This is a genomic window from Streptomyces sp. CC224B (genome assembly GCF_030010595.1).
GTDB classification, from domain to species: Bacteria; Actinomycetota; Actinomycetes; order Streptomycetales; family Streptomycetaceae; genus Streptomyces; species Streptomyces longispororuber.
Window position 1 is genome coordinate 26,253 of the sequence record NZ_JASCXL010000096.1, and the last position, 9,799, is coordinate 36,051.

Annotated in this window: 9 protein-coding genes; 5 read left to right on the forward strand and 4 right to left on the reverse strand. The window is 73.7% G+C overall.

Features of this window, described 5'->3' with window-relative positions:
- The 4 genes from QK440_RS30810 to hemL form a co-directional block, all read right to left on the reverse strand.
- Positions 1–648: a TlpA disulfide reductase family protein gene (locus QK440_RS30810; protein WP_282796519.1), complete on the reverse strand. Its 648-nt coding sequence runs from the start codon at positions 646–648 to the stop codon at positions 1–3.
- Positions 649–749: 101 nt separating this feature from the next.
- Positions 750–2,081, reverse strand: coding sequence for a hypothetical protein (locus QK440_RS30815; protein ID WP_282796520.1), 1,332 nt, complete (start codon positions 2,079–2,081; stop codon positions 750–752).
- Between the two features lie 415 nt (positions 2,082–2,496).
- Complete coding sequence (locus QK440_RS30820; protein WP_282796526.1) at positions 2,497–3,144, reverse strand: histidine phosphatase family protein; 648 nt, start codon at positions 3,142–3,144, stop codon at positions 2,497–2,499.
- A 92-nt stretch (positions 3,145–3,236) separates the two neighbouring features.
- Positions 3,237–4,571: a glutamate-1-semialdehyde 2,1-aminomutase gene (gene hemL, locus QK440_RS30825; RefSeq protein ID WP_282796521.1), complete on the reverse strand. Its 1,335-nt coding sequence runs from the start codon at positions 4,569–4,571 to the stop codon at positions 3,237–3,239.
- A 209-nt stretch (positions 4,572–4,780) separates the two neighbouring features.
- Between hemL and QK440_RS30830 the strand changes: the two genes are divergently transcribed.
- The 5 genes from QK440_RS30830 to QK440_RS30850 form a co-directional block, all read left to right on the forward strand.
- Positions 4,781–5,377: a hypothetical protein gene (locus QK440_RS30830; RefSeq protein ID WP_190136627.1), complete on the forward strand. Its 597-nt coding sequence runs from the start codon at positions 4,781–4,783 to the stop codon at positions 5,375–5,377.
- Between the two features lie 158 nt (positions 5,378–5,535).
- Positions 5,536–6,546 carry a trypsin-like peptidase domain-containing protein gene (locus QK440_RS30835; protein ID WP_282796522.1) on the forward strand — a complete coding sequence of 337 codons (1,011 nt, stop codon included), beginning with the start codon at positions 5,536–5,538 and terminating at the stop codon, positions 6,544–6,546.
- Positions 6,543–8,147, forward strand: coding sequence for a hypothetical protein (locus QK440_RS30840; protein WP_282796523.1), 1,605 nt, complete (start codon positions 6,543–6,545; stop codon positions 8,145–8,147). The genes QK440_RS30835 and QK440_RS30840 overlap by 4 nt, the downstream gene beginning before the upstream one ends.
- Before the next feature lie 23 nt (positions 8,148–8,170).
- Positions 8,171–9,598, forward strand: a complete 1,428-nt coding sequence (locus QK440_RS30845; RefSeq protein ID WP_349239328.1) for an AAA family ATPase — start codon at positions 8,171–8,173, stop codon at positions 9,596–9,598.
- A partial coding sequence (locus QK440_RS30850; protein ID WP_282796524.1) for a hypothetical protein occupies positions 9,595–9,799 on the forward strand: 205 nt, incomplete at its 3' end. The genes QK440_RS30845 and QK440_RS30850, both read left to right, overlap by 4 nt.

The following is a 9,799-nucleotide window of genomic DNA, read 5'->3' on the forward strand; positions in this document are numbered from 1 at the left end:
TCACTTCTCCGCGACGAGCGGGTCGATCATCTTGCGCAGCTTCTCCTCGCTGAGTGCCTGCTGCGAGCGTGCCGCGATCTTCCCCTCCCGGTCGATGACGAGGGTGGAGGGGATGAAGTTCGGGTTGAGCGTGCCCCGCGGGAAGCGCAGCATCAGCTTGCCCATCGGGTCGTACAGGCTCGGGTACGGAATGCCCTTGTCCTTCTCGAAGGAGATCGCCGGGCCCTTCTCGGGGTCCTTGGCGTTGATGCCGAGGAACTCGACGCCCTGGGACTTGGTCTCCTTGGCCACCTTGGCGAAGCCCGGCGCCTCGGCCCGGCACGGCGGGCACCAGGAGCCCCACACGTTGACGACGACGACCTTGCCCTTGTAGTCGGCCAGGGCGACCTCGCCGCCGTCGAGGGTCTCGCCCTCCAGGGCGGGCGCGTCGTGCCGCTCGCCCTTCTTGACGGTGGCGATGCCGTCGGACCCGGCGACGAAGTTCGTCTTGCCGGAGCCGCCCGAGGTGCCGCCGGAGCCGCACGCGGTCAGGGTGAGCGCGGCGGCCGCCGCGACCGCCGCCAGCGCCGTCACGCGACTGCGACGGCTGCTGGTGCGGCGGTCAAGGCTGCGGTTCTGGCTGCGGGGGGCGCGGCAGGCGGCACTCATGTGAAAAGTTTCGCATGCCCGATTCGGGGATCTTCGACGCCCCCCGCGGTTGCGGAAAGTCCCCTTTCAGACAGGGTTTCCGCGCCCGTGGCCGGGGGCCGTCAGGCGGCGTCCCCGGTCTCCTTCTCGGCGTCCTTGCGGCTGCCGGAGGTGCCGGAGGCCCCGGAGAGGTACGCCTTCCAGCCACCGGCGGGCTGCTGGCCGACCTCCAGGCCGCGCAGCTTGGCGAGCGTCTCGGGCTTCTGCACGTCCAGCCAGTCCACGAACTGCCGGAACGAGACGAGGCGCACGTCCTTCTTCCCCGCGATGTGCTTCAGGGCCTCCTCGACGGCGTCCATGTAGATGCCGCCGTTCCACTCCTCGAAGTGGTTGCCGATGAAGAACGGGGCGCGGTTGGACTCGTAGGCGCGCCTGAAGCCGGCGATGTAGGCCTCGGTGGCCTGCTTGCGCCAGCCCGGGTAGTTGGCCGGCGGGGCCTTCGTGGAGTTCTTCGACTGGTTGGCGAGGATGTTGTAGTCCATCGACAGGACCTCGAAGGAGTGGCCGGGGAACGGCACGGCCTGCAGCGGCAGGTCCCAGACGCCCATCTTCTTCTCGGGCCACTTCTGGCGCCCGCCCGGCGAGGAGGCGTCGTAGCGCCAGCCGAGCTTCTTGGCGGTCGGCAGCAGGTTGTTCTGCCCGAGCAGGCAGGGCGTACGGCCGCCGACCAGCTCCTTGTCGTAGTCGAAGGGCAGCGGGGGCAGGTCGGACCAGCCCGTGTGGGTGCGCCACTTCTTCACGAAGGACATGGCCTGGTCGATCTCGCTGCGCCACTGGGCGGGGGTCCAGTTCGCCACGGAGCCGGTGCCCGCGCAGAAGTGCCCGTTGAAGTGCGTGCCGATCTCGTGGCCCTCCAGCCACGCCTGGCGGACGTACTTCAGCGTCTCCTTGATGTGGTCGTCGGTGAGGTAGCCGATGTCGGAGGCGCCGACGGCGTTGTTCGGCGGCCGGTAGAGCCGCTTCTTGGACTCCGGCAGCAGATAGAGCCCGGAGAGGAAGAACGTCATCCGCGCGTCGTGCTCCTCGGCGAGCTTCAGGAAGCGCGGGAACAGGCCGTTGCCGACCTCGCCCGCCCCGTCCCAGGAGAAGACGACGAACTGCGGCGGCGTCTCGCCGGGCTCCAGGGGCCGGGGCGCCTCCGGCTGCTTCGGCTGCTTCCCGGTGAACGCCGTGGAGCCGTCGCCGATCGGCTTCGCGGGCCGTTCCGGCGCCTCGCCGCCGCCCTTCCCCTTGTCCGCGGCGGGGCTCGCGTCACCGGAGCCGGAACCGCAGGCGGTGAGGGAGACGGCCGCCGCGGCGCCCAGGCCCAGGCCTATCGCGCCCCGGCGACTGAGCACGCCACGGCCCGTGACCGCCGCTCCGTCGCCTATGTCCGTCCGGCTGTCGTCGCGCATTCCATCCCCATTCGTCGCGCCCTCGTTAGTGCAAAGGACAACCACTTAGAGGGCACAGCGAAGGAGCGGGTTCCGGCCAACCCGGACCTTTTTGACACCTTTGACGAAGACCAGACATTCCACGCCATAGGGTGACCCCACCATCACCCGCCGCACACAGCGACCCCACAGAACCCTGCCCCGAGGCAGCAGTAGGGGCGCGGTGCCTCACCGCCCCGTAAGGGGCCCAGGACTTGACCGCCCCGTAAGGGGCGCGGGGAACTGCGCGCCCAGCCCCCACGCACGCGCACCGGACAACGCACCCGCAGGGGCAAGGACCAAGCCCCCCGCAGGGGAAGGCTCAGGGAGGCCAGGCCCCAGCAGGAACACCCCGCCCAGGCCGGGCCAGGCCACCCCCGCCCAGCCCAGCGCAGCGTCAGGCTCCGAAGGCCTTGGCCTGCCCCTTGACCGGCTTGGCCCCCGCCAGGAGGTGCTTCGGCACCAGATCCCGCGCCGGCTCCGAGTACCCCACCGAAACGATCCTGTCGCCCCGGAACGTGAACGTCGTCAGCGACGCCAGCGTGCACTGCCGCTTGCGCGGGTCGTGCCACAGCCGCCGCTTCTCCACGAAGCTGCGCACGATCCAGATCGGGAGCTGGTGGCTGACGCACACCGCCTCGTGCCCGCGCGCGGCCTGCCGCGCCGCGTCGAGGGCGCCCATCATCCGTACGACCTGCTCTATGTACGGCTCGCCCCAGGACGGCCGGAACGGGTTGACCAGGTGCTTCCAGTTGTCCGGGTTCTTCAGGGCGCCGTCGCCGACGCCGAAGGTCTTGCCCTCGAAGACGTTCTCCGCCTCGATGAGCCGCCGGTCCGTGGCGAGGTCCAGGCCGTGCGCCTTGGCGATCGGCGTCGCCGTCTCCTGCGCCCGGTCCAGCGGCGAGGCCACCACGTGCGTGATGTCCCGCGAGGACAGGTGCTCGGCGACCCGGTCGGCCATCCGCCGGCCGAGGTCCGAGAGGTGGTAGCCGGGCAGGCGCCCGTACAGGATGCCGTCGGGGTTGTGCACCTCGCCGTGGCGCATCAGGTGCACGACGGTCAGTTCCTCACCCGCGCTCCCGGCGCCCGCCTTCTCGCTGCCCGCGCTCCCGGCACCCGCCTTCTCGCTCGCCGCGCTCATGCCGTGGCCTCCGGGGAGTTCGTGGCCGCCGCGGCCGCGCGCGCGGCGGCCGGCAGCGCCTGGGCGATCTTCTCGATCGCGCGCTCGTCGTGGGCGGTGGAGAGGAACCAGGACTCGAAGGCCGACGGCGGCAGGTACACGCCCTGCGCCAGCATCGAGTGGAAGAACGCGGTGAAGCGGAAGGACTCCTGCCCGCGCGCGTCCTCGTAGTTCCGCACCTCGCGGTCGGTGAAGAACACCGAGAACATGTTCGAGGCGTGCTGCAGGCGGTGCGCGACGCCCTCCTTCGTCAGCGCCTCCGTCACCAGCGAGCGGACGCGCTCCGACACGGCGTCGAGCGTGGCGTACGCGGCGTCGTCCAGGAGTCGGAGCTGGGCGAGGCCGGCGGCGGTGGCGACCGGGTTCCCCGACAGCGTGCCCGCCTGGTAGACCGGGCCCGCGGGCGCCAGGTGCGCCATCACCTCGGCGCGGCCGCCGAACGCGGCGGCGGGGAAGCCGCCGCCCATGACCTTGCCGAAGGTCATCAGGTCGGGCACGACCCCGTCCACGCCGAACCAGCCGGCCCTGCTGGTGCGGAACCCGGTCATGACCTCGTCGGAGATGAACAGGGCGCCGTTGCGCTCACACGCGGTCTTCAGCCCCTGGTTGAAGCCGGGCCGGGGCGGCACCACGCCCATGTTCCCCGGCGAGGCCTCCGTGATCACGCAGGCGATCTCGCCCGGGTGGTTGTGGAAGGCCTCGTTCACGGCCTCCAGGTCGTTGTACGGCAGCACGATCGTGTCGCCCGCCTGCGCGCCCGTGACGCCCGGGGTGTCCGGGAGGCCCAGGGTGGCGACGCCGGAACCGGCCGCCGCGAGCAGCGCGTCGACGTGCCCGTGGTAGCAGCCGGCGAACTTGATCACCTTGGCGCGGCCGGTGAACCCGCGCGCGAGCCGGATGGCCGACATGGTCGCCTCGGTGCCGCTGGACACCAGGCGGACCTGCTCCACCGGCGCGATCCGGGCCACGATCTCCTCGGCGAGGGCGACCTCGCCCTCGCCCGGCGTACCGAAGGACGTACCGCGCGCGACGGCCTCCTGCACGGCGGCGGTCACCTCGGGGCGGGCGTGGCCGAGGATCATGGGGCCCCACGAACACACGAGGTCGACGTACTCGCGGCCGTCGGCGTCCGTGAGGTACGGACCGGTACCGGACACCATGAAGCGGGGCGTACCGCCCACCGCGCGGAAGGCGCGGACGGGCGAGTTCACACCGCCGGGCGTCACGGCCGCCGCACGGTCGAAAAGAGTCTGCGAAACTGGGGCGCTATACGGGAAGCTCACATGAACCATGGTGTCAGAGGGTCCGGTCGTCGTGCCGGGGCCTCCTGTCCACCGGCTTTCCGCTCGCGCCGTCACCTCCTGGGGCGGCTGGTGCGGAAATCCTGTGGACTGGTGTTTCACCCCACGTTTCGGCGGGTGACCGTGGGGGAGGTCACTGACACGATGATCGGGTTGCGCGGCAAGGCCCGCGCGCCCTGGAAAAGCAGTCGGGTGGAGATATGCAGCGCGGTGGTGGACTGGGCGAGGGGACCGACGGCCTGGGTCCCCGGCGTGCCCGGCGGGGAAAGCACCGGCGAGATGCGGAGGCGGCCCCGGCTCCCGAGCAGCGGGCGCCGGACAGGACGAGGCGGGACCGTACGGGAAGCAGGAGTGGCGGGGTGGGGGTGACGTACAAGTACTTCGGCGCCCCGGACGGCGCGACGGCGGCCCGGGTACCGATCTCGATGCGGCCCGAGGAGCTCGGCGGTGACGAGCTGGGCATGGGCGGCATGTTCACGAAGATCAAGCCGGAGACGATGGCCGCGATGGTCCTCACCGGCATCGAGGGCATACCCCTGCACAAGGTCCCCCCGCTGGAACTGGTCGTCCTCCACCCCGACTACGCGGTCGTGAAGCTCCCCATGACGGTCGTCGACCCGCTGCGGGGCGTCGGCGAGGAGTCCGTCGGCGCCGCGGCCTTCATCTGGTCCACGGTCCCCGACCGCGGCGGCCCCCGGGACGCGTTCAACGTCTACCAACTCCTGCACGAGTGGCAGGACTTCAGCCACCGCCTGCACGACGCGGGCCACCAGGCCTACTGCCTGGTGTGGCCGTGACCCGACGGTTTCCCGGTTAACCGCCGGGGAACGACCTGGGAACGTCACGGAGTACTCCGGTGCGCGCCGCGCCGGTGCGCCGAGCGTGCGTCCTTCGTACGCTGGCTCCGTAGGGGGAAGTGCACCGTCGGGTCCGTGCCGGGGGAAGGGGCGGGGCAGTGGCCGAGGGGGACTGGCAAGACACGCCCGCCGCGGGACGGGTGCGCGTGCTGTCACCGCGCGGGACCGTGCACGGCGCCGGCATCCTGGTGGCGCCCGGGCTCGTCCTGAGCTGCGCGCACGTCGTCGCGGGCGCCCTGGGCGCACGCCCGGGACCGGCCCCGCCCGCCGATCCGGTGCTGCTCGACGCCGCCGGGTTCCCCGACGCGCCACGCGGCACGGCCACGGTCGTGGCGGGCGGCTGGTTCCCGGGCCCCCTGGACGGCGCGCCGGGCGGGGACCTCGCGGTCCTCGCCACCGACTGGCGGCCGCCCGACGCCGTCCGCCCGGCGCCCCTCGGCCGGTGCGACGCGCCCCCCGGCCGCGAGGTGCGGATGTACGGCTACCCGGGCCGGGCCCCCGACGGGCTGTGGGCGACGGCCCGGCTCGCGGGCAGCGGAGGCCCCCACCCGCACTGGGTGCAGCTCGACGGCACGGGCGCCACGGCCGCCTGGATCGCGCCCGGCTTCAGCGGCGCGGGCGTCTGGGACCCGGCCGCCCGCAGGGTGGTGGGCATGGTCACCGCCGCCTTCAACGACCGGCAGACCAGGGCGGCCTGGATGCTTCCCCTGCAGGAGGCGGCCCGCGCCTGGCCGGACCTGGCCCCGGCGCTGGACGGCCACGGCCCGCCGCCCGCCCGGCCCGTGCCCGCCCCCGAGCCGCCGCTCCCCGACGACCGGGCCCAGTTCGCCCTCGCCGACGCCCTGTTGGGCATCCGCCACGTGGAGGAGGACGGCGGGGCGGCGCTGCGGCAGCTCCTGCCCGCGCCCCTGCGCCACGGGATACGCAGCCACCCCCGGCCCCGGCTCCAGCTCTTCCACCTCGTACAGGCCTGCGTGGACCACCGCGAAGGGCGCCGGGCCCTCGTCGACGCGGTGCGCCTGCTCGACGACGGCTCGCGGCCGGCGCGGGCGGCGCTGGCCCTGCTCGACGAGCTCTGGCCCGCGGACCCGGGCGGCGATGCCCGGTGACGCACTCCTGGGGACCGCCCAAGATCGTGCTCGACGCCCTGGACGGCGTGCCGGCCTTCGACGAGTCGGCCACCCTTCGCGAGTGCACCCGCATGGTGAGCCGGAGCCTGCGCGCGACCATCGCCGTGCCGGACAGCGCCCGGCGGCGCACGTATCTGTCGTCCCTGCTCATGGCCGTCCTGGAGTACCCCGACGGGCTCCAGGTCCTCGGCGGCGTCGTCGAGCTGCTCGAAGGCAACACGCGCTACACCGAGCGCGTACGGACCGCGATCGCCGTGGCGGAGGTGCCCTTGTTCCCGCCGGAGGACTGGGAAGCCCTGATGAAGCTCCTCGGCGACCTGAGCGTGCTCGACGTCGCCGGGGCGTACCAGGACGCCATGCGGCACGGCGCCGACCCCCTGCCCGCGCACTGCACCGAGCCCTGGCTCGCCGTCGTGCACGCCGCCACGCTCAACGCCCGCCCCGGCGACGTGCCGCCCTGCGTGCTGCTCGTCGAGCACTTCGCGCGCCACGCCAAGGGCCGGCAGCAGCAGGACCTGCTCGCCTGGGCGCAGGAGCACCGCGCCTGCCCCGAGACGTACCGCGCCGAGCCCGCGCGCCCGGCCGGGCAGGCCCGCCCGGCCGCTTATCCGGAGGTTCCGGCCACAACCGGTGATACGGGACTTGCCGTGGCGGCGGGGGCGGAATCCGGCCTTTTTGGCGGTGGGACCGGTTCCGGACGCGGGGTGCGCGGCCCCCGGCCGGTGCGGGTCGTCGGGCAGGACCCGGTGTGGGCGCCCAGCGCCTGCCTGCTGATCCGGCTGCGCCCGCTGCCCGACCCCGACCACGAGGACGAGCGGCTCCTGTCGTACTGGTGGCAGATCGGGGGCCCCGAGCCGTACCCGGTGCGCGGCGGGGACCTGCGCGTGGACGTGGCGGAGCTGCCCGAGCAGGTCAAGTCGCTGGTGGAGGAGGCCGAGACGGGCTGGGCCTACTTCTGCAAGGAGGACCTCACCCTGGAGTTCGTGCTGCCCAGGGAGCTGCTCGGGCTGCCCGTCGAGCAGTGGGCGAAGCGGGGCTTCCACGGCGCCGACGGCAGCCTCGGGGAGGACCACCCGGTGCTGCTTCGCAGCCTCGAAAGGATGGAACGCCCGGACACGCATGGACGCTGGGCGCGGCGCTGGGACGCGCTGCTGACCGGTCGCGCGGGCCCCGTCCACTGGTTCCCCGACGACGGCCGCTCCCGGCTCCTGTCGGACCCCCGGCGCGTCATGGTGGTCCTCAGCGACACCCCGGGCCGGGCCGGTGGCGACTGCTCCGGGGTCGACGAGCTGGCCGAGTCGCTGCGCGCCGGAGTCCCGATCGTGGTCTGGGACAGGCGGGGTGGTGTGGACCCGGTGTTCCGCGACGAACTGGCCGACTTGGCCGCTCGCACAGGAATCCACCAACTACCTGATGCCGTCCGGTCGTTGCGCATAGAGGCGAAAGGCGGGGATGCTGCTGAGGGCGACTGTGCCGCGTCCGCGCTCGGGCGCCACGCGGCACTGCTCTGGGACGATCCGTACCGCCTCCCGGGCGGGGGCGGGGCCATGGCGGATTCTTCCGCACAAGGGGGAGGGTAGGCGCGATGCTTCCGGAGGACGGCGTGGACCGAGGGGTCCGTCCGGTCGGTGCCGCGCGCGCCGGGGACGTCCGGTCACAGGACACGGCCGCAACTCCCGGCACGGCGGACACCGGGGACACGGGCACCGCAAGGACCCCAGGATCCACGGAGACCACAGGGGCCACGGAAACCACAGGGGACCCGGACGGCTCCGGTGACCCGGCCGCCTCCGACACCCCGGACGGCTCCGGTGACCCGGCCGCCTCCGACACCCCGGCCGCCCCGGCGGGCTCCGCCACGGGCCCCGCGGCGGCCTCCGCCTCCGGCGACGGCGCACCGCCCGGAGCGCACCTCCCCGGCTCCGACCGCTGGTGGATCTACCGCGGTTCGGGACAGCCGCTGTACGACACCGACCTGCGCGAGCTCCTCCCCGACCCGCCGCCGTGGCGCAGGTTCACCGGCGGGCCCGTGATGCCGCCGGCCCCGGCGGACGACGAGGAGGCCGAGCGCCGGCTCGGCAAGCCCTCGGGGCGCCTGCCCGCGTCCGACCAGCTCCGGCGCGAGGCGGACATGGTCAACGCCGCCCTGCTGCTGCGGCGCCCGCTGCTCGTGACCGGCCGCCCCGGCACCGGCAAGAGCAGCCTCGCCTACCGCATCAGCCGCGAGCTGCGCCTCGGCCGCGTGCTGCGCTGGCACATCACCAGCCGCACGACGTTGCGTTCGGGACTGTACGGGTACGACGCGATCGGCCGCGTCCAGGACTCCGCCGCCCTCCGCGCCGCGGCCGACGGCGCCCCCGCCGCGCCCACCGGGGCCGCCGGCCGCCCGGGTGATCGCGCGCCGGGCGAGGACCAGCTCCCCGGCATCGGCGACTACGTCCAACTGGGCCCCCTCGGCACGGCGTTGCTGCCGTACGAGACGCCCCGCGTGCTGCTGGTCGACGAGCTGGACAAGTGCGACCAGGACCTGGCCAACGACCTGCTGAGCGTCTTCGAGGAGGGCCAGTACCCCATCCCCGAACTGCTCCGGGCCCGGCGGCGCCACCCGCGCGTGACCGTCCTGACCGACGACCCGGAGGGCACCGCCGAGATCGTCGGCGGCGTCGTGCGCTGCCGGGCCTTCCCGGTCGTGGTCATCACCTCCAACGGCGAGCGCGAGTTCCCGCCCGCCTTCTTACGCCGCTGTTTGCGGCTGCATATGCCCGATCCGGATCACACCCAGCTCGCCGACATGGTGACGGCCCACCTCACGGAGGGGGCGGTCACCCGCGCCGGGGACGGCGGCGACCTCATCGAGCGGTTCCTGCAGCGCAGCCAGGAGCGCGGGGGCCTGGCCGTCGACCAACTGCTCAACTCCGTGTACCTGGCGACCTCGGGCCGCTTCCCCGCCGACGAGGGGGCCCTGGCGGAGCTGGTCGACGCGCTGTGGCACCGGCTCGACGGAGCGAAGGCGGAATCGAGGCCGGGATGACGGCCGCGTCCGCGGAGCCGCCGTTCCAGGCCGCCCGGGAGTCCGGGCGGGCCGGGCGGGCCCCGGCCGCCCCGGAGCCGGAGACGCCGACGTGGACGGAGCTGGCGGACGCCCTGTACCTGGCGGCCTGCCAGGACGCCGCGCTGCCGGTGTTCCCCGCGCCGCCGCCCGCGCACCCCCCGGGCCGGGCCGCACGCGCGG

What these genes read in the sequence shown, in the direction of transcription:
- QK440_RS30810 (WP_282796519.1), bottom strand. Translation starts at nt 648, where the DNA reads ATGAGTGCCGCCTGCCGCGCCCCCCGCAGCCAGAACCGCAGCCTTGAC.
- QK440_RS30815 (WP_282796520.1), bottom strand. Translation starts at nt 2,081, where the DNA reads ATGCGCGACGACAGCCGGACGGACATAGGCGACGGAGCGGCGGTCACG.
- QK440_RS30820 (WP_282796526.1), bottom strand. Translation starts at nt 3,144, where the DNA reads ATGCGCCACGGCGAGGTGCACAACCCCGACGGCATCCTGTACGGGCGC.
- hemL (WP_282796521.1), bottom strand. Translation starts at nt 4,571, where the DNA reads ATGGTTCATGTGAGCTTCCCGTATAGCGCCCCAGTTTCGCAGACTCTT.
- QK440_RS30830 (WP_190136627.1), top strand. Translation starts at nt 4,781, where the DNA reads ATGCAGCGCGGTGGTGGACTGGGCGAGGGGACCGACGGCCTGGGTCCC.